Source organism: Streptococcus sp. 9.1 (assembly GCF_016648815.1).
Taxonomy (GTDB): Bacteria; Bacillota; Bacilli; order Lactobacillales; family Streptococcaceae; genus Streptococcus; species Streptococcus salivarius_E.
The window spans coordinates 14,114-40,835 of sequence record NZ_JACLQS010000001.1; the positions used below are offsets into that span (position 1 = coordinate 14,114).

Sequence of the window (26,722 nt, forward strand, 5' to 3'; positions counted from 1 at the left end):
TTTGCCTTATTTTAATGTGATGGTGACTGACTTATTCGTAGCCTCCAATAGGTAAAGATCACCCGTTAAATGCGTAACCTTACCATTTTTTACCTTCTTAACCTCGTTTTGATTTAAACGAACCATAAGGTAAGCATGATCATGAAAATTCTCAAGATCAATTTTTAGGGCGTCTTTGGTATATTTTTGAGAAACTTTCAAAATACCGTAACGCTGAACAGCACCTGCTAATTCTGAACCTGTTAGATTCCTGAGCGAAGGTGACATATTGTGGACCCAACTAACTTCCTTGTCCAAAGCCTTATACATCTTTGCCCAACCCAATTCTGCACCACGATCGACATCAAGAACGTCATCAGGGTGAAGGAAATGGTTATTGACATAGTGCATATTCATTTCAGAAAAGACCGTCATCTGTGAGAAATCGTCCCAAACCGCACCAGAAACTGTACGTGGCTCTTCAATCATTCCATCAGGTGACACTTCAAACTCTTGCGAATAAGTGAAATCTCCTGGGAAATAGTTACTTGAGATAGCCTTGATTTCTGGGAAATCATTAACGATTACCTCTCGCCCTTCTTTTGAAAGGATATTTGATGGTGGAACGTAGACTGATTTTTGCGCTTTAGGAAAGAGTTGGTTGACAAAACGAATCAACTCAGACAGACTGGCCTTCATAGCAGCCTTATCCTTCCAAGTCTTGTAGCTGGCATACTTTTCACCATATTTAACAGATGAAGGACTCAAAGGTTGGTGGTTATAACCATGATATCCAAGCTCACCACCATTAGCCAAAAGTGAATTTCCAAAATACTTGAAACGATCTAAATCGTTTTGTTGAACAATTTTACCATCTGTCTGAGCCTCATAGTTTTCAATGACCACACCTGTATGAACGATACCATACTTTTCATGCAGCTTAAGAAGGTCTGGCCACCAAACATTGGTGTAAAATTCAGACACAGACATGTCGTAGTCACGTTTAACGAAACGACCATCTCCGGCTGGAACAGGTGATGGGAAATCATCTATATAATAGGTAGAGCCATTGATTACCGGATAAACTGTCGCTTCAGTCAAAAGGCTATAAGAAGCGGCATAAATACCACGGATATTACGCTCATAGATTCCAAGGTTATCAACGACAAACTTCCCTTTGCCGTATGATTTTTCCCAAATCAACGGTGTATGAGAATCATCTGTTGTTTTAGCATGCACCTTAACATCACTTTCAAGAGAGACTTTTCTGGCTGACTCAAAAGGTTCTTCAATTTTATAATTGCGTCCCCCACCAATCATGAAGTCAGGATCCACGTAGATTTCCTTGACCTCATCCATCTCAAAGTTGGAATAACTCACGCCAAGATTATGATCAATGGCATCCAGATTACTTTCTTTCCCCATGGTTACTGCAAAAAGTGTTTGACCACCTTTTTCAGTCCAGTCCATGAGAGGCTGAACCTGGTCCTCCATTCGAGATAGGTCAGTGACAAGAAGAACTACTTTTTTATAGTCTGAAAGTGAATAGGACTCGTGTTTAGCCACATCGACTAACTTAGCTCCCATACGCATATCTTTTAGAATTTGCTCGAACTGTTTCCAAGCCCTTTGACTCGTCTCGTTTTCACTATCATAAAGAACCAGCGTATCTTTATCTAAATTTTTGACCACTGAGGCCGTAGATGGTACTTTTCCAGTAAGATAGGCTTCCTTACCTTGAGTTGGGTACCATTCTCCCTTCTTTTGAACAAAGAGTCCGATGGCAAGACACAAAATAAGTCCGACACCTAGCAAGGTTTCTTTGCGGATAACATTCTTTTTACCTAATTTCATGCCATCACCTCTTTTCCTTGCCAGAAGTTCAAGAGATCTTGCTTGTCCTTAGAAAGAACAACCTGTTTGCCTTGCATCTCACGAATCATGTTTTTAAATTCATCAAACTGACCAGTTTGATAGTAATATTCCAAATACAAATAATACACATCATCCGCATTTGATTTAATTGAAAGCTGTGTCAAATGCTTTTGAGCCAAATCATACAAACCAAGAGCTAGTTCATTATGGATAACTCTCACTAAGTCTTTAGCAGTCGTTCCGTGACTAAGTTTTTGCAAGAGACGTTCCTCGTACTCCTTACGAAGCAAACCTTCCATTTGTTTACTTAGAAGTTCTTTAGAGAGGTAATCTTCCATAAAATCACAATACTCGGTTAAGAGGTCAAAGTCTGCTTCACCCTTTTCAAAACGTTTCTCAAAGGCACTCAACTTCTCATCGTATTGACTTGAAATTTCAGAAATAAAGGTTGTCGCATAGTGAACAATTTCACTGTCCTCATTTAAGCGAGCCAAGTAGAGCAAATCCATAAAATGAGATGGATCATTATTAGCTAATCCCATCAATTGCTGACGAGCTTCTTTAGCTTTATTCAAATAGAGAGACTCTTCAAGAGGAACGATGTCTTCTTCAACCAATTCCTTAGGACGTTGAAAATCATCGATATTACCAAAATCAATGGTCAAATCTTTAATTTTGCCACCAACTGCTGCTTCTTGACCACGACGGTGTCTACCAGGATTTGGCTTAGAAATCATATGAATCAGACCGGCACCAAAGAAAGGTAAAGCAATTGGGAAAATCAAGTAAAAAATGGTTAAATCTGATCTGCCACTAACAATGGCTTTATAGACAAGTGCTATAGATAGGAAGTAACAAACCGTTAAAATACTAGTAATTAGGACTGGAATCATTGTGCAACCCTCCCTTGATGACTAGCTTGTTCAAGAAGTTCTGCCTTTTCAATGAAAGAACGACTCATTTTTGAAAGAACCTCAAGCTCGTTTAACACTTTAGTAGACATAGCTACAAAAGGAACAGCTTCTACCCAAATGATAAAGGTACCCTCTCCCTTGGTCTTAACTTCCATGGCATAAGCTGGACGATTCTCAAGCAATGATTTATTAGCCCAGACACGTCCATGACCGAAGGCATCTCCAACTTCTTTAAAATCTGTCAAAGATACTTGCTTCTTATCGTTATCTCCCAAAAAAAGTTCATATTGGAAAGGACCACCACCATATAGTGAAACTGGAGCATTCAAAATCTCTGAAACCAAATCAAGCGTCTGTCTGAGAACCTTCTCAACACTAGCATGATCTAAAGTCACAAAGTAAGAATAGGCTTTTCCAAGACCATCTTGACTTGCCAACAAGGCATTTTTCAGGTCTTTATTTTCATTAAGTAATGTATGGTAGGATTGATTAAGGATAAGATAGTCTTCCTTAACTGTTTCCAATTGTTTATCTAGTTGTAGCTTGTCATCTTTTTTCTTCATTTCTACAAATCCACAAACCACAGCAATAAAGATATAGGCAATAAAAGCAACCCAACGATCCGTATTGTATAGAAGCAATTGCCAGCTAGTTCCAGACAAAATTTGACTAATTGTCAAACCAATAATTGCAAGGACTGCTGAGAACAAGCCATAACCCATGCCCAAAACTGTACTAATCAAGACAACAAAGAGCAAACGTAGGTCGATCAATTGGAACTGTAACTGACCTTGAGTCATATATCGAAAGGCTTCAAAGACTAAGAAGGTCGCGACAACCGCAGCAAGTTTCTTATTTCTCTTTTGCTTAACGATATTATCTACGATATTGCGGAACTTAGAAACACGCAAAGACCCTTTTCGCTGTTTTTGATAGTCTTCGTAAATATCTGGCAAGTCACGCACCAAGGCATAACGCATAAACCAAGCGAATCGATCACGCAAATCATGGTGCTTTTCAGGATCGTTATCATATTTCCTAATTCTTCTTTCCTCTAAGAAATGAACCTGCTTGTTAGGGAAATATTTATCCAAAGCTTGCAAGAGCTCACCAAAAGTCAGTTGGAAGGGATCCGGAATAATAATACTTTCATAGATGTCATTCCATCGCTCACATAATTTGTGAAGCAAATCTCCCAAGTCAGATAGACTGATAAAAGTCGCCTGACTTTGTGATGACTCCTTCAACTCCACCTGCTCATGATCGTCTAAACGTACAAACAGTTTATATAGATAATCTTCTTTATTAATGACTGAATAAAGAAAGGGACTATGCAGAACTTTAAGGTTGACCCCAAATTCTCGAGTCCAAGATAATAAGGTATCCTTAGTTGTCGTCTGTAAGCTTCGTTTCCCATCCTCAAGGACAGGACCTGTAATGTAAAGTAAACGTTTGTTTTTTCTATCTTTAAGACACTCTAACAATCTGATGAGATTTTCAATCTCCCCTGAACTTTCATGTCCATAATTGAGATATTCCGAAAAATAGATGATTTGATCATAATCATGAAAATCAAAAACATCTTCTAATTGATTGTTCTCATAATGTTTGGTATATACGGTGATTTTATTCTTACGAGAGTTCTTTACACCTGTATGACCAAAAATAAAAACTGCTTGATTAGGAAACGTTTTCAAAATGAAATCGTTTGTTAATCCAGCAGTATTACCAAGTATCAAAATATTCATAAACTTCTCCCCACTTTTAAGAGTGTCCCCTTAACTACACTCTCTACCCATTCTAATCATTAGTCTCAAGTATTTCCCAATAATCTCAAGACCACCATGTAATGCCTTTCTTAAGAAAGCTCTTTGAAAGTTATGGCCTCCTCCCCAATGAGTGAGCACGTAACTCTCATCTGAATCTCTTTTGAAGATTCTTAAAGATTTTAAAAATATAAGAAAGAACAAGATCATTCTAAATAAACATTAACGTAAATTAATATTATTAAAGAATAGATTAAATTGACTAACTAAATATCTTGTTATGTTGATTAGCTTCCCCAAGAAATCACAAACTAACCAGATCACTTTAGATTATCTAACACCTGTTAAACCTTATTTAAAGGTATTTCTTCTTACTCTATCAATCTAAAATGACTCTAGTTTTATATTTACATCGTCACTTTTATTATAGCAATTTATTCTTATTTTTCAACTCCTTTCAAAGGTTTTCACCAAAAGAATTTATCTATAGCTAGTAGTTTTTATCCTTAAATCACTCAATCCATAGGCTTTACAAGTGTTTAAAGTCAGAAAATTCATATTATTTATTTTCAAAACAAAAAAACAGAATTCAAAAAAATTAAATTCTGTTACTTTGATATTATTAAATTGAAAGTAATATTAAATCTTTTTAAGCTTCTACAGCCGCTTTGAGGGCATCTACCTTGTCCAATTTTTCCCATGGAAGATCGATGTCCGTACGTCCCATGTGACCATAGGCCGCTGTTTGACGATAGATAGGACGTTTAAGATCCAGCATTTGAATGATACCTGCCGGACGCAAGTCAAAGAGATCGCGGACAGCAGCTTCAAGTTTACTTTCAGCAACTGTCGCCGTTCCGAAAGTATCAACACGGACAGACACAGGGTTAGCAACACCGATAGCATAAGCCAATTGTACTTCTGCTTTCTTAGCAAGACCAGCAGCTACGATGTTTTTGGCAATGTAGCGAGCTGCATATGAAGCTGAACGGTCAACCTTAGTGGCATCCTTACCTGAGAAGGCACCACCACCGTGTCTTGAGTAGCCACCATAAGTATCAACAATGATCTTACGACCAGTCAAACCAGAGTCCCCTTGAGGTCCTCCGATAACAAAACGACCTGTTGGGTTGATAAAGAACTTAGTCTCATCATCCAAGTATTCGGCTGGAATAACTGCCTTAATGACTTTTTCAATGACATCTTGACGAATTTGGTCGTTAGTCGCTTCAGGATCGTGTTGCGTTGAGATAACGACTGTATCAACACGTACTGGTTGGTCATTCTCATCATACTCAACGGTAACCTGAGATTTAGCATCTGGACGAAGGTATGAAATCTCACCAGATTTACGCAAATCTGCCAATTTTTTAACCAATTTATGTGAAAGGCTAACTGGAAGTGGCATAAACTCTGGAGTTTCGTCAATAGCAAAACCAAACATCAAACCTTGGTCACCAGCTCCGATAAGATCAAGTGGGTCTTGATCACCAGTTCCACGAACTTCAAGTGCTTCATTGACACCTTGAGCAATATCTGGTGATTGTTCAATCAATGATGGGTGAACCCCTACAGATTCTGCCGCAAAGCCGTATTCTGCATTGTTATAACCAATTTCAGCGATAGTATCACGAACCACACGGTTAATGTCCACATAAGCTGTTGTAGAAACTTCACCGAAAACATGGACAGAACCAGTGTAGACAGCTGTTTCTGCTGCAACGTGTGCATCTGGATCCTCTGCTAAAATCGCATCAAGAATGGCATCTGAAATTTGGTCTGCAATTTTATCTGGATGCCCCTCAGATACTGATTCAGACGTGAAAAGTTTACGTTCTGACATATAAAATGTCCCCCTTTTAATATGAAAAATAGTATTAGATAGCACGGATTTAACCGTCTCCTAATAGGTAAAACGCTATGCTCCTGGTAGACCTAAACGCCGTTAAAAAGTTACAAAGAACCAACAGCCAACTCTAGGATGACTGTTGCCTTATCGGGACTTAATAACTACCGTCTATTATATCATGTTTTTTCAGTCTAGTCATATAGTTATTTATTATCAAGCCTTATCAATAAGTTATAGTGAGCATTTTACCATCTTTTGTATTATACTTAGGATATGAAAACTTATGAACACGTTTATGACATCTTATCGAAGAGTCCTGATTTTGTGACGGGAGAGAGCTTGGCTAAAAGCCTTGGTGTCTCACGGACAGCCATTTGGAAGGCAATTCAAACACTTCAAGAACAAGGAATTGACATTACAAGTGTCCGCAAGAAAGGCTACTATTTAGAAAAGGGAGATATTCTTCTTCCTCAAGACATCTCTAAGCAACTCAACATTCCAGTCTACTTTAATCCAGATTCTAACTCTACCCAACTAGATGCTAAACATGGCATGGAAAAGATTAATCCGACGCCTGCACTATATCTGGCATCAAGTCAAAAGGCAGCCAAAGGACGATTTGAACGTCACTTCTTTGCCAGTCCACAAGGTGGTATCTACATGAGTATCCACTTAAAGCCCAACTGTCATTTTGAGGAGTTACCCCCTTATACGATGATGGTGGCAGCTGCTATTGTCAAAGCTATCCAGCGTCTAACCGGCATCAATACAGAAATCAAATGGGTTAATGACATCTACCTCAACAACAAAAAAATGGCTGGTATCCTTACCGAAGCCATTAGTTCTATCGAATCTGGTCGCATCACAGATGTCATTATCGGGATTGGGCTTAACTTCTCAATCACTGATTTCCCTGAAGAGTTAGCTAATAAAGCTACTAGTCTTTTTACTTCTGAAAAACCAAGCATCACTCGAAACCAGCTCATTTCAGAAATTTGGAAACTCTTTTTAACCATTCCTACTAGCGATTTGGTCAAAGTTTATAAAGAAAAGTCCCTCGTTTTAGACAAACAAGTGACCTTTGAACAAGCTGGAAGGACTTATACTGGTATTGCCAAGGAAATTGGCGATAAGGGCCAACTTCTCGTTTTTACTGATGATGGTCAGGAAAAATGGTTGACCGCTGGCGAAGTGAGCCTTACTTCTTGGTAGACTTGTCGGCTGCACGCGCAATGCGTGAAACAACGTAAGTTGTCCAAAGACGACGAAACAGTAAATAACCAAAAAAGGCTGTAAAAAAGTAATAGCCGTGCTGTAAACTGTAATTAAAACAAACCGTTTCAAAAATAGTTTCAAGCGTAATAAACAAAATTTGTTGAATCATAAGATTATTATATCAATAGATAGAGCCTAGGACAAGCAGTCTAGGCTCTTTTCATTTTTACACGGATGGAACAGCTTCAGAAATCTATCAAATTACACTGGACCTCCTCGCTTTTGTGTTTCTTGGCTCGGACCTAAAAAGGTCCACTGGACCTCCTCGCTTTTGTGTTTCTTGGCTCGGACCTAAAAAGGTCCACTGGACCTTTTTAGTCCTCTATTTCTACTACATCAGAGAGAAACTCGAGTTCTTGAGGGATATACTCTTCACGATCTTCTTTTTCTAATTCTTCTTTGGATTTGAGACTTCGTGCAAATTCTGTGCGGAGTTTTTCAAATTCTGCTTTTGGAACAGCCATAATATTAGGTGAGAAACCGGCAGCTGAACTCATGATATTACCAAACATATCATTGAGATCACTGCGTTTCATGACCTGTTCAGCATTAAAGGCAGCATTAAAGGCTAGGATGGCATTTTCCTGATTGGCTAATACAGGCTCTGAGCCATTCAAAAGTGCCCTATTTTGTGGGCTAATAGAATCCAAGATTTCAGGCCAAGTTGCCTTTAGGGCATCCAGACACTGGCGTGATTTCTGAGGATTTTCCATGGTTTCACGCATAATCGTGAGAATCTTTTCACGATCCACCTTGTACTGATAAGCAGGTTTGGCTTTTCGAGTTGGTGCTACTTCTCCTTGGACTTTGCCCTCTTTAAGAGCTTTACGTAGACCTTCTACCTCGCGACGAAGACTATCTAACTCTTCTTGTAAATTCCCTGGAATTTCTTGTGAAACCTGAGTATGAGTCTCTGACAATTTTATAGTCAGCATTTCCGCATAGATTTTAGGATGTGTTCCAGTTTTAATTTCTGGCAAGGCACTTGTAACCAAGTCAATCAGTTGGAAAAGTCGGTCTTGCTCCAGAGAAAGATTCTCTTCAAAAAGGGGACTATGGTGACTGTTCTCTCCGCCCGCTTTGACAATCAAAAGATCACGAAAATACTCCAAGAGATCCGTCGCAAAACGGCTCATAGACTTACCATTATCAAAAAGAGTTTCAAGATTTGATAAAGCTTGCGTAGTCTCTTGATTGCGAACGTTAGCGACAAAACTGTCTAAGGCTGTTAAACCAATAGAACCAGTGATTTCTTCAGCTACGGCTTGGCTGACATGATTGTCAGGAGACAGACTCAGTGCTTGGTCTAAGATTGACAAAGCATCACGCATACCACCTTCCGCACGACGAGCAATAATGGTCAAAGCCTCATCATCAAAGGTTAATCCTTCTTTTTCCAGGATTGAAGCCAAATGCTCTTTAATAGCTCCCTGCTTGATCGATTTAAACTCAAAACGTTGAACGCGAGAGAGGATGGTTGCAGGAATCTTATGTAATTCAGTGGTCGCTAGAATAAAGACAACATTTTCGGTTGGTTCTTCCAAGGTTTTCAAAAGAGCATTGAAGGCACCTGTCGAAAGCATGTGAACCTCGTCGATAATATAGACCTTGTAAGTCGCACGACTTGGAGCATAGGTTGATTTATCACGGATTTCACGAATCTCATCTACACCATTGTTTGATGCGGCATCAATTTCAATCACGTCTTCGAGACTTCCGTTAGTAATATCGCGACAAATATCGCAGTGATTACAAGGCTCACCATCAACTTGATTAGGACAGTTCATAGCCTTGGCAAAGATTTTCGCCGCACTGGTTTTACCGGTACCACGTGGCCCAGAAAAGAGATAGGCATGACTGATTTTCCCTGACTCTACCGCCTGTCTGAGCGTGGTTGAAATCACTTTTTGACCAACCATTTCGCCAAAGGTCTGACTACGGTATTTACGATATAAGGCTTGATACATTAGTTTACCTCAAACATTCCAAATGTAAGCTCGGTTTTCTCAAGTAAAATTTTGACAAATGCTTCAAGATAATCTTGGTCTACTTGGTTATAGTCTCCTACTTGGTGAGAATCCAAATCGAGAACACCAACTAATTTGCCATCTTTTACCATTGGTACAACAATTTCACTTCGAGCAGCGGAATCACAAGCGATGTAATTGGCGTGTTTGGTGACGTCTTCGACAATTAAGGTTCTATTTTCTGCTGCAGACTGGCCACAAACACCCTTACCTAGGGCAATTCGAACACAAGAAACATTACCTTGGAAAGGACCAAGGACTAACTCATTCTTGACATTATCCATCAGGTAGAAGCCTGTGAACACAGAATTCGGCAGGGTTGTATTCAAGAGAGCTGAGGCATTAGAAAAGTTGGCCAAAGCATTGTCTTCATTGGCAAAAAGCACCTTAGCCTGTGCTAGCATTAATTCATAGGCTGATTTTTTTTCTTCGTTAGTCATAACTACCATTATAGCAAAGATTGGTTCTTAAAACTAAGATTGACCTACCTTTTCTCCTTCCCTTTCATTTAAAAATAATTCAAGATCTTGAACGACATTTTCAGGATATTCTGGACTAGAAATCTGATAAAACTTAACAGTCATTCGATTTCTGAACCAGGTTAATTGCCGTTTAGCAAATCGACGCGTATTTTGCTTGAGTTTTTCCAAGGCTTCGTCCAAGGTTTGGTTCCCAGCAAAATAAGGAAACAACTCCTTGTAGCCTATACCACGAGCTGACTGGGCATTAGGATAATTATCGTACAGCCACTTGGCTTCTTCCAAGAGACCATGTTCAACCATCTTATCTACTCGTGTATTAATTCGGTCATAGATTAAGGAACGTTCATCATCTAATCCGATAATAAAGGGATCATAAGTCGTCTCAGTATTTTCAAGATTCTCCGAAAAACGATGAAGCTCAAGTGCTCTAATAGCACGACGACGGTTAATCTCTTTAATCTCAATACCTAAGCGATCAATTTTTTCAAAAAGTTCCTGATCAGATAATTGCTCTAATTCCGAGCGATAGGCTAAAACCTGCTCCTGATCGACCTGTCCCCCTAGGTGATACCCTTCTAGGAGACTTTGTAAATAGAGACCTGTTCCTCCTACTACAATAGGCAGCTTACCACGACTAACGATATCTGTAATGGCAGCCTCTGCCTCTGTCACAAAATCATAAGCTGAATAGGTCTCATCAACATCGCGAACATCAATCAGATGATGTACTGCTGCTGCCTGCTCTTCAGGAGTGGCCTTGGCGGTTCCTATATTCAATTGTCGGTAAACCTGCTGGCTATCTCCTGAAATAATTTCGCCATTAAAACGCTTGGCCAATTCAATTCCAAGCGCTGTTTTTCCCACAGCAGTAGGACCAGCTACTACAATAAGTTTGGTTTTCATAATGTTTTCACTTGCTATTCTAGATATTTTTTTAGATAATATAAGCATATTATAACATATACGGAGGATAGTCTCATGGCTAAAAAACATTCATTCGCTAAAGGTGTCGCTACTGGCGTTATCGGAACTGCTGCTACTGTAGCAGGTGCTGTCTTCGCAGTTAAGAAAACCATTATCGAACCAGAAGAAAAGAAATTGGCTTTCATCGAAGAAAACCGTAAAAAAGCAGCTCGCCGTCGTGTAAGCCGCTAATAATGAGAACCAGGGAAACCTGGTTTTTTACTGTTATTTTTAACTCTTCATCTATGACTAGGAACGGAGCCAAATTTGAAAAGAAAAAAATATAATATCATCACCTTTTCTTTGCTAGCTTTCTTCTTTCTCTTCGGTTATTTATCAAAACATTTAAAAGAACCTGTAAAGCCAACAGCAAAAACGCATCACATCTCTCACAGCCTTTCATCAAAAAGTAGCTCATCTCATAAAAAAGAGAATACTAAATCTTCAAGAGCTACTTCGACGGAAGATCATAAGAAGGAGGCTAAGGACGAAAATAAGCATCAAGCATCTCCTTCTGCTCAAGAAGCAAATCAAAAACAAAACAACCAAACACCTCATCAAGATGGAAATCAAGATAAATCCAAGCCTGCTGAAGGCGGACGAGGTTGGGGCGGGCCAGAAGATGGCTCTTATGCCACTAACGGAGGAGGCGGTGGTGGTCACGATGCAGCCTTCGCCGCAGGTGCTGGTGGAGGAAGCAATCCCGCAAGCTCAACTGATCAGAGCAATGAGTGGGTTGACGACGTTGATAACACTCCTTACGAGTACCCACGAGCATCATCAAGTACAGATACAAGTGCCAATTCCAATTAATGAGATAACAGACTACTAATCATCACCAGTATTCTATTTTGAACCCTAGTTAGGACTAATCCTGACTAGGGTTTTTGCTTATCAAAAAAACACCTATAATTCAATAGGCGTCAAGTACATTTGGCTTCAATTTGGGGCAAGATAGCTTAAAACCGCATGGTTAAAGGCTTAAAAATGTCCCCTGCCGGAATCGAACCAGCAACGACTCCTTAGGAGGGAGTTGTTATATCCATTTAACTAAGAGGACTTATGAAAAAATCTGCCACGAGGACAGATTTTTTCGGTGAAATCTGTAAATTATTTACGGATTTCTTTGATACGTGCAGCTTTACCTTGCAAAGCACGCAAGTAGTAAAGTTTAGCACGGCGGACTTTACCGTAGCGTACAACTTCAATCTTTTCAACACGTGGAGTGTGGATTGGGAAAGTACGTTCTACACCGATACCGCTTGAAATTTTACGAACTGTGTACATTTCTGAGATCCCTTGACCTTTGCGTGAAATAACTACACCTTCAAAGATCTGGATACGTTCGCGAGTTCCTTCGACAACTTTCGCGTGAACGCGAACTGTGTCACCAGGACGGAATGATGGGATGTCAGTACGAAGTTGACCTTCTGTCAAACTTTGGATCAATGGATTCATTTTTATATACTCCTATCTTACTAATCTTAAGAGCAACCTCTGTGTCTCAGCGGATTAGCCGTTATTTTTGTGTGTCCATTACACACTCTTAGTATCTTATCAAAAAATTATCAGGATGTCTAGTATCTTATTGCATTTCTAGCATTTTTTGTTGTCCATAAATGCTCGTCTTATGATTTATGAGATAAGCAAAAGCCATGACAATCGCGTAAGGGACTGCATTAGCGGGACCAAAGACTTCAACGCCAATGAAAATAGGGGCTAAAAGGGTATTGGTACTGCTACCAAAGACAGACAGATAGCCTAGACCTGCTACAAGTGGAATTGGAAGTCCCAGAACTGGTGCTAGAACAGCACCAAGACTTGCTCCGATAGCAAACAAAGGGGTTACTTCTCCTCCTTGGAAACCAAGAGATAGGGTAAAGACGGTCAAGAGCAATTTCAAGAGCCAATCCAATGGATAAATGGTCCCACCACCAACACTTAAAGCAATCAAATTCGTTCCAAGACCTGTATAACGTCCCTTCCACAAAATCAAAAGAAGACAGGTTAAGACGACACTTCCTAAGAGAACACGATAATAAGGATTTGGGAGCAGACTCGCTACTTTCTTTTTAGCTAGTGACAAGAGATAAGCAAAGAGATTTCCTGCAATACCAAAGGCCAAACCTAAAAGAGCTAACTTAATAAACGTCTCAAGGTCAATAGTCAAACTTTCGGAGACAAAGTGGCTAAATTTTTCAAGACCTAAGAGATGGCTTGTCGTACTAGCCACAAAAGATGCAATAAGAGTCGGTACCAAGATTGGCAGACTTAACTGTCCCAGGGTCAAGACCTCAAGAGCAAAGAAGGTCGCAGCGATTGGTGTTTGGAAGAGCCCTCCAAAACCAGCTGCCATCCCTATGGTCAAGAAAATGCGTGAAGCATTAGGGATCTTAAAATAGCGACTAAAAGCATGGGAAACTGTGGCTCCGAGCTGAACAGCAACTCCCTCACGACCTGCAGATCCCCCGAACAGGTGGGTCAGCCATGTGGTCACAGTCACAAGTGGAATTAACCTTAGGGGGACTTGATCCTCCTCATTATGTCCTACCTTGAAAATCAATCCCATTCCCTGTGCTGCCTTGCCAGCAAGCTTTTGGTAAAGGTAAACTATCAAAAGGCCTGCTAAAGGAAGTGCTGGGACCAGATAAAAGATATGCTGGTCACGGTATTCCGAGAGTCCTATAAGCACGCGCCCAAAAATAGCATCAATCAGCCCAACTATCACTCCTAGAAAGACAGCATAGAGACTTAAAATCACTAAATTGGAGTATGAGAGACCTTGACTCTCACTTAATTGTCTAACTTTCATCTTAATAACCTACTTTCCTTCAATCTTGCCTGCTTGATAAGTGCGTGAATGTTTCATAATATCTGCAAAGCTAGCTACGATAGGCTCTTGGTACTCTGGATTTGCGACACTCGCTGCTACTTTATCTAGCAAGGCTTGCTCACGCTCAGGATCATAGATCGCCTTTCCAGTGCGCTGTTTAAAAGCACTAACTCGAGTTACTAATTTCATACGTTCTTCCAACAAGGCCACAATCTCATTATCAACTGTGTCAATCTGTTGGCGAATCTCATTTAAGTCCATACTGACCTCCTTTTTTCTCTTCATTATAACAAAAATGACCTGAGGACAAAAGAGCCTCAAGCCATTGAATTGCTTATAAAAAGAGTTTTCTTACCTGACTGATATTACTTTCATTAACAACCAAATATAAGGTTGCTCCTGCTTTTAGACGTGTGTCTCCACGAACAACCTCAGACTGGTCTTGAAAAATCTGAGTGGAAATCAAAACCCCGTCAGGTAAGGTTAAATCCTTAACCAAGCGACCAGCTAAACTCTCTGTAACTGGTAAATCAATCATCGTCGGTATATTATCAACTTGTTTTGGTTCGTGGGCAATCAGATTGTGAAGCATGGCTTCATAGACGGGTTCTCCTCCCATGAAATCCATGACAAGATAGGCAATCAGGGTCACAACTCCAATTGTCATCAATTGGTGAAGGTCACCCACCATCTCAGTCACTAAAATCATAGCAGTGAGCGGTGCCTTAGATACCGCACCGAAATAACCAGCCATACCAAGAATGATAAAAATAGGGAACTGACTGACTTGTAAGAATCCTAGATTTTCAAAAGCTGCCGCAAATACGCTACCAGAAAGAGCACCTAGAGTCAAAATCGGCAAGAAAATCCCACCAGGAAAACCTGAACCAAAGGACAACATACTCCAAATAAAGCGAATAGCCAAATAGAGGATAGCCACAGTTAGAGCAGGATGTAAACCATTTAAAGCAAGAATCAATTCATTCCCACCACCTAAAAGATGTGGGAAATAAAGACCAATAGGAATGATAAACAGAACTGCCAAAAGGCCATGAAAATGAGATGGCAAGTGAAAGATTTTCCCTAACCCTTGGTAGACCTTACCAATACGTAAGACAACCCACTCATAACCGTATCCAAGAACACCTAGAAAAATCCCCAAAACAATAAGAATCCAATAATCTTTCAAAGGAAATACGGGTAATTTTTCTGTCATAGCAAGGACCGGTACCTGACCAAAGATGCGTAGGGAAACAGCATTGGCTACTAAGGATGCCGTTAAAGCTGTCACCCAAACATGACGAGAGAAATGATGATAGACTTCTTCGACGACAAACAAAAGACCAGCAATCGGGGCATTAAAGGCAGCCGATAACCCTGCTGCTGCTCCAGCAGCAATCAAGACACGCTTCTCACGTGCAGAGAGCTTAAGTCCCTTGGCTAATCCCTTAGCAGTCATGGCACCTAGTTGAATACTAGGTCCCTCACGTCCTAACATCAGTCCCATTGAAATCCCAAGGACTCCACCTAGGAATTTACGCCATAATACTGACCACCAGGACGGATGTAGGAGCCCCATCAGTTCCCCTTCAACATGGGGAATCCCTGAGCCCTTGATGTCTTTTTCCTGCTTAATAAGGTAACCAATAAAAAGGGCAATCAAGAGATTAACAAGTACAATTCCCAGAATCAGAAGTGGATTATGAAGGGCGTCTTCGTAAATAGCTACAGAAAATGCGGCCCCTTTGGCAATTAACCAACGAAAAAGACTGACCACTGCTCCTGCTGTCACCCCCACTAAGAGCCCTCGCCAAACGGACCAAAGGAGATGTTGAGATTGCGTCCTAAAATCTCTTTCTATTTCATTCATAAAAAACTCCATTTTTGACTACAATAAAAGCAGACTTTACTCTGCTTTTTTCTTATGCTAATGCTTCTGAAACTTTTTCAGCGAAAGCTTCAAGGTTTTCGATATCTTCATCTTCAGCAGAAAGGTCAACCTTGACGCTATCAGCACCCTTAGTCGCCCCTGTGAATGTGAATTGATTTTCAAACTCATCCACTGAATGACAGAAATAATCGTAGAAGGTATCTCCTGAACCTACAACACCAAAGATTTTACCTGACAAGTCGAGGTCAGCCAAATCTTCGTAAAAGTCAACGATTTCATCTGGCAACTCACCATCACCATAAGTGTAAGTCGCTACGATACAGATGTCCGCATCTTCAAAATCAGCGGCATCAACCGTTGTACACTCGTCTACATCTACAGTGTGACCCAATTCTTCCAATTTTTTGGCAACGATATCTGCGATTTCTTCCGTGTTACCGGTCATACTGGCATAAACGATTTTTGCTAAAGCCATAATGTCCTCCAAAATAATAAATTAGCTATATTATATCATATTTCTTCAGAAAATAAATGACCTAACAACTCAAAAAAACTGCCCATCAGGACAGTTTTAGATTTTGTAAGAGTTCAAAGTGTCGATAAACTAGCCATAAGCCAAGACCAACTATCAGAATGAGAATCACTGCTCTCATGAGACCTCTCAGAAAAGTCAAGAGCCAAGTAAGAAGCATAGAGGTGATTAGCCAACTCCAACCAGAGGCCCCGTATAGGGTTTGAATACTCTCAATAGAATGGCTGGTCAGCATTTTTACCCAATTGGGAATATAAATCCAAATACCTTCACCTGATAGGCCCAAACGATTGGCAATCATGGTTCCTGTTGTTTGCAACCAAGTAAAGACCCCAGCATTGAAAAGAAAAAGGAAGGTTTGCATGGGGTAACGTCTAGCAAGGCGTTTCAAATAGCGCATGACAGCCCCTCCTTAATTAGCATAAAGAGCATGGACCGTATCAATATCCACCTGTTGAATCCCGTAATAAGATCCTGCTGATTGCATAACGGATGTCTTAGAGTCATCATGGTCTAAGCCAATGGCATGTCCCAATTCGTGTTCAGCCGTATTCACAATACGCTTGTGAGTATAACCAAAATCACTATTCAAGAGGAAATAACGGTTCAACTTCACATCTACATGAGTGATGCGATTGGTCAAAACATTGGTTTGAGTGTCTGCTAAACCTGCTGCCTGTGAATTCACATCGGAATAGTCAGTCGCAACAATGTCAGCTGTTGAGGCATCATCAGTTAAAGTAAAGATGAAAGCACCCGTGTTATTCCAGTTGGTGATAGCCTCCTTATAAGCAGCTACCAAGGTTTCATCGGTAGACTGAATATAGATGCTAGCTGTATTTTGTGCCCATCTAGCTCCATTAGACTCTGGAATGGTATCTGTCGTTGATAGGTTAGAGACAACTTTCTCAACGTCACTAGTACTGGTTCCACTAAAACCTAGCTCTACTTGATGAAAGGCTTGGTTAATGTTTGTGGCTAAGGTACTTGAAGAATTATTGGCATAGTAGACGAGTCCATAACCAATAAGGGCTAGGACTAGGGCAAGTTTAAATATAGCCCAAATAAGATTCCAAATAAATTGTAAAAGAAGTTTGGGAATATAGAAGATTACTCTGAATAATTTTTTCATTATTGAGCCTCCTTTTCGAAACTTCCCCTAGTATATCAAGCTCTAATAGTTCTGACAAGCAAAAAATATCACTTTAAGCTTTTATCATCTCTTTGATAAGATGTTACAAACTTGACCTATTAAGACAAGCGTTCTTCTTTAACGTAATCAATAGGTAACCATTCTAAGTAGGCTTCTAGTTGTTTTTCCCAGTAATACCACTCATGTCTTCCATGGTCTGTGCTGTAGTCAATGTCTAAACCAAGGGCCTTCAAATCAGCAACTGCCTTATCTTGAGAATCAAAAAGGAAATCCTCGAGGCCACACCAGGCAAAGAATTTGGTTTTCTTATCATGTTGTTTGGCTAGGTTAACCAGTTTATGCTGCTTAATGTCTTTTCCTTCCAAATCGCCAAAGACTCCTTGCCAGTATTCCTTAGACTCACTCGTTTCATCTGTAATCATCTCTACTGATAATCCAAGGGCACCAGAGAAGGAACCCGCACAAGCAAAGTTATTTGTCGTTAAGGCTAGTTTGAAAGAACCATAGCCACCCATAGAAAGTCCAGCGATAAAGGTCTTTTCACGCTTCTTAGTCATACTAGGGAAGAAACGTTGCATGACTTGAGGAAGCTCCTTAGCAATGGCATCGTAATACTTAACCCCGTAATTGGTATTTGTATACCAGCCATTTTCAGAATTAGGCATAATAACAATGAGATTAGTCTTACGAAGGAGACGCTGAATATTGGTACGGAAGGCCCAAGAATTATGATTGCCCCCCATGCCATGAAGGAGATAGAGAACTGGGATGTCCGTATCACTTTCCGTTTCAGCAATCTGATCACGATCTGGATAGATGACATCCACTTGGCGGTATTGTCCTAGAACATCTGATGAGTATTCAATTTGAAAAAAAGCCATTTGTTTTTCCTTTCTTAATGTTAGAAAAGCTGGGACACCCCCAGCTTTTGATTTTAGAACAAAGTCTTGTTAAAACTTTCCTCAATGTCTATGGTGCAAGCGACACGCTCACACTCTTATGTTTTAGTCAGTTATTAGCGGACTTCCATGACAACTGGAAGGATAGCTGGGCGACGTTTGGTTTGGTCGAAGAGGAACTTAGCCACATCGTCTCGGACAGCACCTTTAAGTTCACCCCAGTCGAAGCTGTCTCCTGCCAAGTAATTTTCAACGGTAGCATTAACAATGTCAGCAGCCTCACGGAGAATATCACGGCTCTTCTTCACATAAACGAACCCACGTGTATTCACACGCGCTTTAGAGACAATCTTACGTTCCTTCTTGTTAACAGTGATAGCTACGATAAAGATACCATCTTCAGACAAGACCTTACGGTCACGAAGGACGATATTACCCACATCACCAATGGCATTACCATCAATCATAACATCACCAGCTGGGACAGCTCCTTCATGAAGGAAACCTTGATCCTCTGACAAGTGCATGATGTCACCGCGTTTAACGATATAAATATTTTCTGGAAGAATACCAACTTCCAAGGCTAACTCTGCATGTGCTTGAAGGTCACGGTACTCCCCTTGGACAGGGAAGAGATACTGTGGACGAAGGAGGTTAATCATCAATTGAAGTTCGCGAGCATTGGCATGTCCAGAAACACGAAGGCTCTGCGTAATCATCTTAACAGTTCCACCAGCTTTATAGATAGCGTTGTTGACACGTGCCACTACGGCTTCCTTAGCAATGCTTGGAGTTGTAACGATATAAACCAAATCTCCATCCTTGATTTGAACGTAACGGTGACGACCAACAGCCATCTTTTGAAGGCCATCGATTGGTTCACCCATACGACCATTTTCGAGGATAATCAACTCGTGGTCTTCAAACTTGTTCATGTCTTTTGGTTTGACAATAAGTTTTTCATGCTCCACAGTCAATTTTTTGAGACGGATGGCTGTGCGAACAATATTTTCAACGTCAAAACCAGTAAGAACAACGCGACGTCCGTGATCAGCAGCTGAATCGAAGACTTGTTGAATACGTACCAAGTTTGAGGCAACTGCAGCAACAATAACACGTCCTTCTGCATCGGCAATGACTTGGTCAATTTCTTGACCAACTTCTGCTTCCGAAGCTGTTTGTTCAGTACTTGTCGCATTTGCTGAGTCTGACAAGAGGGCCAAAACACCTTCACGTCCAATTTCAGCCAAACGACCTAAATCAGTTTTGTAGTAAGGACGGGCAGCTTGGTCAAACTTGAAGTCACCAGTATAGACAATATTACCTTGGTCAGTGCCAAGAACAATCCCCATTGATTCTGGAATAGAGTGCGTTGTTTTGAAGAATGAAACTTCAGCATCTTCAAATTCAATTTCAGTTTCTGCATCAATAACATGGAAGTTATTGAATTTCTTAACGCCAGCATTTTTTACAAAAAGCTTAGCCAACTCAATAGTAAGTGATGACCCAAAGACTGGTACTTTGACGTCTTGCAAGATATAAGGTAGGGCACCAATGGCATCAGCATGTCCGTGAGTCAAGAAAATCCCTTGGATACGATCTCTATTTTCAATCAAGTAATCTAAGTTAGGAATGACAAAGTCAACACCTAGTTGTTCATTTTCAGGATACTTTAGACCAGCATCCAAGATAAAGATAGAGTCGTTAATCTCAACAATATAGAGGTTCTTAGCATTTTCACGTACTCCACCTAGGGCAATAATTTTAATATCGCTCATGCTTGTTTTTCTCCTTTTTAGTTTGACTCTCTTCTAGAGCCTATTTTTACAGACGGTCCAAGAAGCTGAACGTTCGTGCGAACAGTCTCCTTGTCGATTTACAGGCCACAACAAAAAGTTGCATACTCTTTAAGTATACAACTTTTTAGCTTATTTTACAATTTAGAGTCAGACGAGACTTACTCAAACATAGCGTAATAGTCTGTGATATCCAATTGACCTTTTTCTTCCTTGGTAAGGTCTTTAATGATTTGACCATCCTTCATAACGATCAAACGATTGCCATATTTTAGGGCATCTTCCATGTGATGGGTAATCATCAAGGCTGTAAGATGGTCGCCCGTCACAAACTCATCAGTCAACTCCATGAGGGCTACACTGGTCTTAGGATCCAGGGCTGCAGTGTGCTCGTCTAAGAGCAAGAGCTCAGGACGTTTAAGTGTCGCCATCAACAGACTGAGAGCCTGACGCTGACCACCTGAAAGGAGACCTGCTGGTGTATCTAAGTGCTTTTCTAAACCATTACTGATACGTTCGATCAGACCTTGAAATTCCTCTGTGTAGAGATGAATTTGGCGTGATTTAAGGCCTCGTTTTTCGCCACGGTATTTGGCAATTAAGAGGTTTTCTGCAACAGTCATACGAGGAGCTGTCCCCATTTTAGGATCTTGGAAGACTCGTGAGAGGTACTTAGCACGCTTCTCAGCAGGGAGAGACGTAACATCCTCACCCATGATGAAAATCTGACCACTGGTCAACATGAGGGTCCCTGCAATGACATTGAAGAGGGTTGATTTCCCGGCACCATTTCCACCAAGAATGGTAATAAAGTCACCTTCTCTAATGGTAAGGTTGACATGGTCCAGGATGGTTTTTTTGGTGTCAAAACCGTTATTGACCTTAACAGTCGCATTTTTAAGTTCTACAATAGCTGTCATCGTGATAAGGTCACCCCCTTAAAGAATTTTCGGCGTAGAACAGGCGAAATCAAACAAATAGCCAAAACAATTGCACTAAAGAGTTTGAGGTAGTTTGTGTTAAAACCAAGAGCAATAACCGCTGTCAAAAGGAACTGATAGAGGATTGAACCAATACAGATGGCAATCAAACGTTCCAACAGAGTCAAGTTAGTCGCATAAAGGACCTCACCAATGATGATGCTGGCAAGACCAATGACGATAACCCCAATCCCTTTAGAAACGTCGGCATAACCGTCCTGTTGGCTAATCAAGGCTCCTGAAAGGGCAATGATACCGTTTGAGATAACGAGACCCATCACTTCCATATTGTCTGTATTGATACCAAAAGATTTGGCCATGTCTCTATTATCACCTGTGGCAATATAAGCTTGACCTAGGCGCGTGTTAAGAAAGGCAATCAAGGCAGTGATAACAATGGTCACAGCAATGAGACCAACAATCAAGAGATTGTAGTCCTTGCTGAAAGGAAGCAAATCTTGGATAGTCTTGATATCTAGAAGTCCCAGGTTGGCCCTCCCCATAATCATAAGCATGACTGAGTTAAGAGAGGTCATGACCAAAATCCCTGCCAAAATAGTAGGAATTTCTCCCTTAGTATAGAGGAGACCAGTCACAAGTCCAGCACCACAGCCGGCCAAAACGGCAACCAAGGTTGCTAAAATTGGGTTCCAACCAAAGTTCATAAGGGTTACTGCTACTGCCCCACCAAGAGGGAAGGAACCTTCTGTTGTCAAATCAGGAAAATCCAAGATACGGAAAGTCATGTAAATCCCAAGACCTAGGATTCCGTATAGAAGCCCCTGATAAATAGATGAAATAATCATAAGTCCTCCTTATTTATCAGCTTTAACAGCGATATCTGACTGTTTAAGCACATCGTCAGGGATGGTGATGTTGAGGTCTTGAGCAACTTTAAGGTTAAGTGTTGGTGTGCCATCATCGATAACATCTACAGGGACATCCTTAACTTTTTTACCTTTAAGAACCTTAACGGCACTACGAGCTGTAGCCTTTCCAAGTTCATATTGGCTTTGAGCAACTGAAGCCAAACCGCCCTCTTTCACCATCGTATCAACTGTCGTATAAACTGGAATCTTAGCCTGGTTGGCTGATGAGATTACTGTTGAAAAGGCTGAGGCAATAGTATTATCTTGAGGCGTCCAGATGGCATCTACCTTACCAGTCATGACTGACATGGTTGTATTGATTTCATTGGTTGATGGGACGGCGTACTCGACCACATTTAGACCATCTTTTTCAGCGTATTTCTTAAAGCTTTCAACCTGTGATTTGGAATTGTCCTCACTTGAAGCATAGAGAATACCAATCGTTTTGGCATTTGGTGTCAGTGATTTGACCAATTCTACTGTCTGCTTAATCGGCACTTGGTTAGAGGTACCAGTGACATTGCCTTCCGGATGTTTGAGATTCTTAACCAATTTTGCCCCAACAGGGTCTGAGATAGCCCCCATGATTACTGGAATATCCTTGGTAGCTGCCGCTAGCCCCTGTGCTGCTGGTGTGGCAATACCGATAACGACATCGTTCTTGTCATTAACCAATTGTTTAGACATGGTTTGAATTTTAGACTGGTCTCCTTCGGCATTTAGGAGGGTGATTTTAACCTTGTCCCCCTTATAACCAGCTTCCTTAAGGCCATCCTCAATTCCCTTCTCGATTTGATCCAGGGCGTCGTGAGTCACGAACTGGAGGATCCCTACTTTGACGACCTTATTGGCATCTTGGTGTTCTTTTTTGAAAAGATCTGTACCAATAGAACCGAGCGTCAAGATAGCTAAGAAAACCAAAGTCCAAATTAAACGCTTGTTTTTCATATGTGTCTCCTTCTATAAATTCTTCCTTTCTATTGTAAGTCATTTTCAGTCAATTAGCAATATTCTTAATTTATAAAAATTACCTTTCTCAAAGAAAAAGAATCAGAACACAATGTCTGATTCTTTTTCCTATTATTACTGATATTGTGCCAAGTCTAGCTTCATAATATAAAAGTAAAGGTCACCATATTGTCCTTTGTAGCCAATATCATGTCCGTTTATCGTCACCTTAGTGACTGGCGTTGAATCCGGTAAGGCAATCCAACAAGCTTGCTGTGCTCTGACAAATTCATTGTAATCTTCAAAAGAAGTGTGTTTTTCTTGCTTTGCAGTATTTAAATAAGTTACTTCAATCATCGAGGGACCTCCTTTTAATCCTTTAATTAAAGTCTAGATTACGCTTCCTAGAGAGTAAAGTCAATCATGACGTCTTAAAAAAACTAGCAGGCTAGTCCATACAAATAGACCCCATGGCAAATGCCATGAGGTCTATTTTAATTGGAATCTGGATTCTTAAGGTCTCCTATCCGACCGTTAAATCATCTTAACGTTTGCGTCGTTTTGCGCCATAGAGTCCAAATCCAGCTAGAAGACTTGCCAAACCAAAGATTGCAAGGTTTGAATCCTCACTACCAGTTTCTGGAAGTTGAGCTGTCTTATCACTTGGATTGATAAAGTGAGCTTCTTCTTTTGTTTCTGGAAGTACTGGAGCCTTAGGCTCTTCTGTTTGTGGAGCTGGCTGTGGCTCTGGTGTCGGAGTTTTATCCGGCACTGGTGTTGGAGTCACAATTTGTTTGTAGATGTGTTGAGTATTACCATTTTCATCTACAATTGTCTTCACAAATTCATAACCTGGGATTTCTTTCTTAGGTTGTTGGCCATCTTCAGTTGGATAACCAGGGATTGGCGTACCATTTTCATCAACGTATGACGTCGTTACTTGCTCGTAGACATGTTCGATATCACCATTAGGTAATTTCTTAGTTTCTACGAAGCGGTAACCTGGAATTTCAACTTTTGGCTGTTCACCATCAACTGTAGGATATCCTGGGATTTCCTTACCTTCTTTATCAACAAACTTAGTGATTGGAAGGACAGTTGGTGTGTAGGTTGCTGAAGCCTTAGTTCCGTTCACATCTTCACGAACCACTGTGACTGCTGGGGCAGTTCCTGTAAATTCAGTTTCTGGTGTGAAGGTTACAGTGCCATCTGCAGCTACTGTGTAAGTTCCTACACCTGCAATAGTCTTAGTTGTTGAGCCATCTTCAAAGGTAGCTGGTACTTGGTTATTCATTGGTACACGGCTATCGCCTTCAGTGAAGCTTGGCTTACCTGTTTGCGTTTGGCCTTTATTTCCAATCGAGGTAACTGATTCTGCAGTTGGTGTTACTGGTGTTACGGTTGGCGTGTAGGTTGCTGTAATGGCTGTACCGTTCTTATCAACACGTTTCACGGTCACACCTGTACCTGTTCCTGTGAATGCTTTTTCTGGGACGAAGGTTACAGTTCCGTCTGGAGCAACTGTGTAAGTTCCTTCACCTGGAATAACTTTAGTTGTTGAGCCGTCTTCAAAGGTAGCAGGTACATCATCATCCATTGGGACACTTGGGTTACCAGGCGTGAAGCTTGGTTTACCTGTTTGTGTTTGACCTTGAATATCTGTAGATGTTGCTGGCTCTGAAGTTGGAGTAACAGGAGTTACTGTTGGTGTGTAGGTTGCTGAAGCCTTAGTTCCGTTAATATCTTCACGGACAACTGTCACAGCTGGTGCAGTTCCTACGAATGATTTTTCTGGAACAAAGGTTACGGTTCCGTCTGCTGCTACTGTGTATGTACCAACACCATCAACAGTCTTAGTCGTTGAACCATCATCAAATGTTGCTGGAACATCGTCATTCATTGGTACACGGCTGTCACCTTCGGTGAAGGTTGGCTTACCGGTTTGAGTTGCACCTTGAATATCTGTTGATGTTGCTGGTTCCGCTGTTGGAGTAACTGGAGTTACTGTTGGTGTGTACTTCGCTGTAATTTCAGTTCCATTCTTATCAACACGTTTCACGGTTACGCCTGTAGCAGTTCCAGTAAATGATTTTTCTGGTACGAAAGTTACTGTACCATCTGGAGCAACGGTGTAAGTTCCTTCACCATCTACTGTCTTCGTAGTTGATCCATCTTCGAAGGTCGCTGGAGTATCTTCATCAATTGGAACATTTGGATCACCTTCAGTAAAGGTTGGTTTACCAGATTGTGTTTGACCTTGGATATCTGTTGATGTAGCATCTTCAGAAGTTGGAACGACTGGAGTAATCTTAGGTGTGTAAGTTGTGTCTACAGTTGTTCCATTTGTATCAGCTGCTTGAACCTTAACTGGAACAACATCACCTGAATAAGATTTGTCTGTTGGTGTGAAGGTTACAACACCTGTCTCTTTATCAACTGTGAAGGTACCAATAATATCGCCCGCTGGTGATTTCGCAAACACTGCCGCTGCTGGTTGGCCATTTTCATCAAGAAGAGTAATGGTATCCTTATCAATTGGTGCAACTGGGTCACCTTCAGTGAAGGTTACTGTTCCAGTTTGAACCACGCCTTGAGGTGCTTCAGATTCAGCAGGAGTTGCTGTTGGAGTTACTGGAGTCACAGTTGGTGTGTAAGTCGCAGAAGCCTTAGTTCCGTTCTTATCTTCACGAACAACCGTTACGGCCGGCGCTTTACCCGTGAATGATTTCTCAGGAACAAAGGTTACTGTTCCGTCTGCTGCTACTGTGTATGTACCAACACCATCAACAGTCTTGGTAGTTGAACCATCTTCAAATGTTGCTGGAACATCGTCATTCATTGGTACACGACTATCACCTTCAGTATATTCAGGCTTACCTGTTTGGGTTTGACCTTGTTTACCTGTTGATGTTGTTGGTTCAGCAGTTGGTGTAACTGGGGTTACTGTTGGTGTATATTTTGCTGTAACTGGAGTACCGTTCTTATCAACACGCTTAACCGTTACGCCTGTACCTTCTCCTGTAAATGATTTTTCTGGTACGAAGGTTACAGTTCCGTTCGGAGCGACTGTGTAAGTTCCTTCTCCTGGAATTGTCTTCGTAGTTGAGCCATCTTCAAAGGTTGCTGGTACATCATCATCCATTGGGATTGCAGGGTTACCAGGTGTAAAGCTTGGTGTACCAGATTGTGTTTGACCTTGGATATCTGTTGATGTAGCATCTTCAGAAGTTGGAACGACTGGAGTAATCTTAGGTGTGTAAGTTGTTTCTACTGTTGTACCATTAGTATCCGTAGCTTGAACTTTCACTGGAACAACATCACCTGAATAAGATTTATCCGTTGGGGTGAAGGTCACAACACCTGTTTCTTTATCAACGGTGAAGGTACCAATCACGTCACCTGCTGGTGATTTCGCTTCTACTGATGCTGCTGGCTGACCAGTTTCATCAAGAAGAGTAATGGTATCCTTATCAATTGGTGCAACTGGGTCACCTTCAGTGAAGGTTACTGTTCCAGTTTGAACCAAACCTTGAGGTGCTTCTGATTCAGCTGGAGTTGCTGTTGGAGTTACTGGTGTCACAGTTGGTGTGTACTTAGCAGTAACTGGAGTACCGTTCTTATCGACACGTTTAACCGTTACGCCTGTACCTTCTCCAGTGAATGATTTTTCTGGAACAAATGTTACGGTTCC

General features: G+C 41.0%; 25 protein-coding genes and 1 tRNA gene. 3 read left to right on the forward strand and 23 right to left on the reverse strand.

Translation table 11 applies throughout. From position 1 onward, the window contains the following. Positions 1-6 precede the first annotated feature (6 nt). From H7T93_RS00080 to metK, 4 genes are all read right to left on the reverse strand, one after another. The gene (locus tag H7T93_RS00080; protein WP_201041553.1) at positions 7-1,833 is read right to left on the reverse strand and encodes a DUF2194 domain-containing protein; all 1,827 of its coding nucleotides are present in this window, start codon (positions 1,831-1,833) and stop codon (positions 7-9) included. After that, the gene (locus tag H7T93_RS00085) at positions 1,830-2,747 is read right to left on the reverse strand and encodes a hypothetical protein (RefSeq protein ID WP_021144278.1); all 918 of its coding nucleotides are present in this window, start codon (positions 2,745-2,747) and stop codon (positions 1,830-1,832) included. Before H7T93_RS00085 ends, H7T93_RS00080 begins: the two co-directional genes overlap by 4 nt. Continuing rightward, positions 2,744-4,516, reverse strand: a complete 1,773-nt coding sequence (locus tag H7T93_RS00090; protein WP_201041554.1) for a DUF4118 domain-containing protein — start codon at positions 4,514-4,516, stop codon at positions 2,744-2,746. The genes H7T93_RS00085 and H7T93_RS00090 overlap by 4 nt, the downstream gene beginning before the upstream one ends. Positions 4,517-5,183: 667 nt before the next feature. Then, entirely contained in the window at positions 5,184-6,377 is a 1,194-nt protein-coding gene (metK, locus tag H7T93_RS00095; protein WP_014634398.1) for a methionine adenosyltransferase, read from the reverse strand. A gap of 279 nt (positions 6,378-6,656) precedes the next feature. Here metK and birA point away from each other — a divergent pair, with 279 nt between their 5' ends. Beyond that, positions 6,657-7,595 (forward strand): bifunctional biotin--[acetyl-CoA-carboxylase] ligase/biotin operon repressor BirA, encoded by a 939-nt coding sequence (birA, locus tag H7T93_RS00100; protein ID WP_021146940.1) that lies wholly within the window; start codon positions 6,657-6,659, stop codon positions 7,593-7,595. On the opposite strand, the gene H7T93_RS00105 is transcribed toward birA, so the two are convergent. The 4 genes from H7T93_RS00105 to miaA form a co-directional block, all read right to left on the reverse strand. After that, a complete protein-coding gene (locus H7T93_RS00105) occupies positions 7,582-7,767 on the reverse strand; it encodes a DUF3272 family protein (protein WP_002883500.1) in 186 nt (61 codons plus the stop codon). The two genes, birA and H7T93_RS00105, sit on opposite strands and share 14 nt — an antisense overlap. Before the next feature lie 205 nt (positions 7,768-7,972). Then, complete coding sequence (gene dnaX, locus H7T93_RS00110) at positions 7,973-9,625, reverse strand: DNA polymerase III subunit gamma/tau (RefSeq protein ID WP_049545619.1); 1,653 nt, start codon at positions 9,623-9,625, stop codon at positions 7,973-7,975. After that, positions 9,625-10,125, reverse strand: coding sequence for a GAF domain-containing protein (locus tag H7T93_RS00115; RefSeq protein ID WP_282184294.1), 501 nt, complete (start codon positions 10,123-10,125; stop codon positions 9,625-9,627). Before H7T93_RS00115 ends, dnaX begins: the two co-directional genes overlap by 1 nt. A 33-nt stretch (positions 10,126-10,158) precedes the next feature. Further along, a complete protein-coding gene (gene miaA / locus H7T93_RS00120) occupies positions 10,159-11,070 on the reverse strand; it encodes a tRNA (adenosine(37)-N6)-dimethylallyltransferase MiaA (protein WP_201041555.1) in 912 nt (303 codons plus the stop codon). 75 nt (positions 11,071-11,145) lie between these two features. Here miaA and H7T93_RS00125 point away from each other — a divergent pair, with 75 nt between their 5' ends. Together H7T93_RS00125 and H7T93_RS00130 are read left to right on the forward strand one after the other, a co-directional pair. After that, positions 11,146-11,322, forward strand: a complete 177-nt coding sequence (locus H7T93_RS00125) for a DUF3042 family protein (protein WP_002883513.1) — start codon at positions 11,146-11,148, stop codon at positions 11,320-11,322. Positions 11,323-11,397: 75 nt separating this feature from the next. Then, positions 11,398-11,943 (forward strand): hypothetical protein, encoded by a 546-nt coding sequence (locus tag H7T93_RS00130; RefSeq protein ID WP_201041556.1) that lies wholly within the window; start codon positions 11,398-11,400, stop codon positions 11,941-11,943. Between the two features lie 175 nt (positions 11,944-12,118). Here the strand turns inward: H7T93_RS00130 and H7T93_RS00135 are convergent. The 15 genes from H7T93_RS00135 to H7T93_RS09905 form a co-directional block, all read right to left on the reverse strand. After that, a tRNA-Arg gene (locus H7T93_RS00135) sits at positions 12,119-12,190 on the reverse strand. Between the two features lie 50 nt (positions 12,191-12,240). After that, complete coding sequence (rplS, locus tag H7T93_RS00140; RefSeq protein WP_002883489.1) at positions 12,241-12,588, reverse strand: 50S ribosomal protein L19; 348 nt, start codon at positions 12,586-12,588, stop codon at positions 12,241-12,243. A 127-nt stretch (positions 12,589-12,715) separates the two neighbouring features. Continuing rightward, the gene (locus tag H7T93_RS00145) at positions 12,716-13,942 is read right to left on the reverse strand and encodes a voltage-gated chloride channel family protein (protein ID WP_201041557.1); all 1,227 of its coding nucleotides are present in this window, start codon (positions 13,940-13,942) and stop codon (positions 12,716-12,718) included. A gap of 9 nt (positions 13,943-13,951) precedes the next feature. Continuing rightward, a complete protein-coding gene (locus H7T93_RS00150; protein ID WP_021145512.1) occupies positions 13,952-14,224 on the reverse strand; it encodes a chorismate mutase in 273 nt (90 codons plus the stop codon). Between the two features lie 73 nt (positions 14,225-14,297). Beyond that, positions 14,298-15,833, reverse strand: a complete 1,536-nt coding sequence (locus H7T93_RS00155) for a ClC family H(+)/Cl(-) exchange transporter (RefSeq protein WP_175057556.1) — start codon at positions 15,831-15,833, stop codon at positions 14,298-14,300. Between the two features lie 52 nt (positions 15,834-15,885). Next, positions 15,886-16,329, reverse strand: coding sequence for a flavodoxin (locus H7T93_RS00160; RefSeq protein ID WP_002883520.1), 444 nt, complete (start codon positions 16,327-16,329; stop codon positions 15,886-15,888). 85 nt (positions 16,330-16,414) lie between these two features. Continuing rightward, positions 16,415-16,786 carry a hypothetical protein gene (locus H7T93_RS00165; protein WP_021144289.1) on the reverse strand — a complete coding sequence of 124 codons (372 nt, stop codon included), beginning with the start codon at positions 16,784-16,786 and terminating at the stop codon, positions 16,415-16,417. Positions 16,787-16,798: 12 nt separating this feature from the next. After that, positions 16,799-17,518 carry a matrixin family metalloprotease gene (locus tag H7T93_RS00170; RefSeq protein ID WP_014633224.1) on the reverse strand — a complete coding sequence of 240 codons (720 nt, stop codon included), beginning with the start codon at positions 17,516-17,518 and terminating at the stop codon, positions 16,799-16,801. A 119-nt stretch (positions 17,519-17,637) separates the two neighbouring features. Then, positions 17,638-18,420 (reverse strand): alpha/beta hydrolase, encoded by a 783-nt coding sequence (locus H7T93_RS00175; RefSeq protein WP_021146944.1) that lies wholly within the window; start codon positions 18,418-18,420, stop codon positions 17,638-17,640. A 134-nt stretch (positions 18,421-18,554) separates the two neighbouring features. Beyond that, the gene (locus H7T93_RS00180; protein ID WP_155164676.1) at positions 18,555-20,216 is read right to left on the reverse strand and encodes a ribonuclease J; all 1,662 of its coding nucleotides are present in this window, start codon (positions 20,214-20,216) and stop codon (positions 18,555-18,557) included. A gap of 179 nt (positions 20,217-20,395) precedes the next feature. Next, positions 20,396-21,154 carry an ABC transporter ATP-binding protein gene (locus H7T93_RS00185; protein ID WP_021144291.1) on the reverse strand — a complete coding sequence of 253 codons (759 nt, stop codon included), beginning with the start codon at positions 21,152-21,154 and terminating at the stop codon, positions 20,396-20,398. Further along, a complete protein-coding gene (locus tag H7T93_RS00190; RefSeq protein ID WP_002883493.1) occupies positions 21,151-22,020 on the reverse strand; it encodes an ABC transporter permease in 870 nt (289 codons plus the stop codon). Before H7T93_RS00190 ends, H7T93_RS00185 begins: the two co-directional genes overlap by 4 nt. A 9-nt stretch (positions 22,021-22,029) precedes the next feature. Continuing rightward, entirely contained in the window at positions 22,030-23,031 is a 1,002-nt protein-coding gene (gene trpX / locus H7T93_RS00195) for a tryptophan ABC transporter substrate-binding protein (protein WP_014634336.1), read from the reverse strand. A gap of 135 nt (positions 23,032-23,166) precedes the next feature. Then, positions 23,167-23,388 carry a DUF4649 family protein gene (locus tag H7T93_RS00200; RefSeq protein WP_002890796.1) on the reverse strand — a complete coding sequence of 74 codons (222 nt, stop codon included), beginning with the start codon at positions 23,386-23,388 and terminating at the stop codon, positions 23,167-23,169. 187 nt (positions 23,389-23,575) lie between these two features. Further along, on the reverse strand, positions 23,576-26,722 hold a 3,147-nt coding region (locus H7T93_RS09905; RefSeq protein WP_260313901.1), incomplete at its 5' end, for an LPXTG cell wall anchor domain-containing protein.

What these genes read in the sequence shown, in the direction of transcription:
- H7T93_RS00080 (WP_201041553.1), bottom strand. Translation starts at nt 1,833, where the DNA reads ATGAAATTAGGTAAAAAGAATGTTATCCGCAAAGAAACCTTGCTAGGT.
- H7T93_RS00085 (WP_021144278.1), bottom strand. Translation starts at nt 2,747, where the DNA reads ATGATTCCAGTCCTAATTACTAGTATTTTAACGGTTTGTTACTTCCTA.
- H7T93_RS00090 (WP_201041554.1), bottom strand. Translation starts at nt 4,516, where the DNA reads ATGAATATTTTGATACTTGGTAATACTGCTGGATTAACAAACGATTTC.
- metK (WP_014634398.1), bottom strand. Translation starts at nt 6,377, where the DNA reads ATGTCAGAACGTAAACTTTTCACGTCTGAATCAGTATCTGAGGGGCAT.
- birA (WP_021146940.1), top strand. Translation starts at nt 6,657, where the DNA reads ATGAAAACTTATGAACACGTTTATGACATCTTATCGAAGAGTCCTGAT.
- H7T93_RS00105 (WP_002883500.1), bottom strand. Translation starts at nt 7,767, where the DNA reads ATGATTCAACAAATTTTGTTTATTACGCTTGAAACTATTTTTGAAACG.
- dnaX (WP_049545619.1), bottom strand. Translation starts at nt 9,625, where the DNA reads ATGTATCAAGCCTTATATCGTAAATACCGTAGTCAGACCTTTGGCGAA.
- H7T93_RS00115 (WP_282184294.1), bottom strand. Translation starts at nt 10,125, where the DNA reads ATGACTAACGAAGAAAAAAAATCAGCCTATGAATTAATGCTAGCACAG.
- miaA (WP_201041555.1), bottom strand. Translation starts at nt 11,070, where the DNA reads ATGAAAACCAAACTTATTGTAGTAGCTGGTCCTACTGCTGTGGGAAAA.
- H7T93_RS00125 (WP_002883513.1), top strand. Translation starts at nt 11,146, where the DNA reads ATGGCTAAAAAACATTCATTCGCTAAAGGTGTCGCTACTGGCGTTATC.
- rplS (WP_002883489.1), bottom strand. Translation starts at nt 12,588, where the DNA reads ATGAATCCATTGATCCAAAGTTTGACAGAAGGTCAACTTCGTACTGAC.
- H7T93_RS00145 (WP_201041557.1), bottom strand. Translation starts at nt 13,942, where the DNA reads ATGAAAGTTAGACAATTAAGTGAGAGTCAAGGTCTCTCATACTCCAAT.
- H7T93_RS00150 (WP_021145512.1), bottom strand. Translation starts at nt 14,224, where the DNA reads ATGGACTTAAATGAGATTCGCCAACAGATTGACACAGTTGATAATGAG.
- H7T93_RS00155 (WP_175057556.1), bottom strand. Translation starts at nt 15,833, where the DNA reads ATGAATGAAATAGAAAGAGATTTTAGGACGCAATCTCAACATCTCCTT.
- H7T93_RS00160 (WP_002883520.1), bottom strand. Translation starts at nt 16,329, where the DNA reads ATGGCTTTAGCAAAAATCGTTTATGCCAGTATGACCGGTAACACGGAA.
- H7T93_RS00165 (WP_021144289.1), bottom strand. Translation starts at nt 16,786, where the DNA reads ATGCGCTATTTGAAACGCCTTGCTAGACGTTACCCCATGCAAACCTTC.
- H7T93_RS00170 (WP_014633224.1), bottom strand. Translation starts at nt 17,518, where the DNA reads ATGAAAAAATTATTCAGAGTAATCTTCTATATTCCCAAACTTCTTTTA.
- H7T93_RS00175 (WP_021146944.1), bottom strand. Translation starts at nt 18,420, where the DNA reads ATGGCTTTTTTTCAAATTGAATACTCATCAGATGTTCTAGGACAATAC.
- H7T93_RS00180 (WP_155164676.1), bottom strand. Translation starts at nt 20,216, where the DNA reads ATGAGCGATATTAAAATTATTGCCCTAGGTGGAGTACGTGAAAATGCT.
- H7T93_RS00185 (WP_021144291.1), bottom strand. Translation starts at nt 21,154, where the DNA reads ATGACAGCTATTGTAGAACTTAAAAATGCGACTGTTAAGGTCAATAAC.
- H7T93_RS00190 (WP_002883493.1), bottom strand. Translation starts at nt 22,020, where the DNA reads ATGATTATTTCATCTATTTATCAGGGGCTTCTATACGGAATCCTAGGT.
- trpX (WP_014634336.1), bottom strand. Translation starts at nt 23,031, where the DNA reads ATGAAAAACAAGCGTTTAATTTGGACTTTGGTTTTCTTAGCTATCTTG.
- H7T93_RS00200 (WP_002890796.1), bottom strand. Translation starts at nt 23,388, where the DNA reads ATGATTGAAGTAACTTATTTAAATACTGCAAAGCAAGAAAAACACACT.